The sequence below is a fragment of the Microbispora sp. CSR-4 genome, assembly GCF_008033685.1.
In the GTDB taxonomy this organism is placed as follows: Bacteria; Actinomycetota; Actinomycetes; order Streptosporangiales; family Streptosporangiaceae; genus Microbispora.
In genome coordinates, this window is sequence record NZ_VJVX01000246.1 from 1 (window position 1) to 570 (window position 570).

The 570-nt window shown below is 69.5% G+C and carries 1 pseudogene; it reads left to right on the forward strand.

The annotated features are described in order from the left end of the window. Positions 1–570 (forward strand): annotated as a pseudogene (locus FLV34_RS39665) (IS5 family transposase); the annotation flags it as partial.

Genomic DNA, 570 nt, shown 5'->3' on the forward strand with positions numbered 1-570 from the left:
TGGAGAAGGCTGCCGAACAGGAGCGGGCCCGGCAAAAGGGGGCGACCGGGAAGGACAACAGGAGCAGGACGCCCGAAACGACGCCGAAGCAGAACAACGGCGGCACATCCGGCGGCGGCGCAGGCTCCGGTTGAAAGCTGCCCTGCTCGGACGCTCCAGGGGTGGGCAGACCAGCAAGATTCACCTCGCCGCCGACCGCAGGTGCCGCCCCTTGGCGTTCGTCGTGACCGCAGGGCAGGCCGCCGACAGCCCGCAGTTCATCCCCGTGCTGAAGAAAGTACGCGTCCGGGTACCCGTCGGCCGTCCCCGCACCCGGCCCGGCGCGGTCGCCGGCGACAAGGCCTACTCCTCCCGCGGCAACCGCGCCTACCTACGCGGACGCCGCATCAAGGTGGTCATCCCGGAAAAGAGGGACCAGGCCGCCAACCGGAAGAAGAAGGGCAGCAAGGGCGGCCGGCCCGTCCGCCACGACGCCGGCCTGTACAAGGAGCGGAACACCGTCGAGCGCCTGATCAACAAGCTGAAGGCCTGGCGAGGCATCGCCACCCGCTACGACAAAACCCCTGCGAG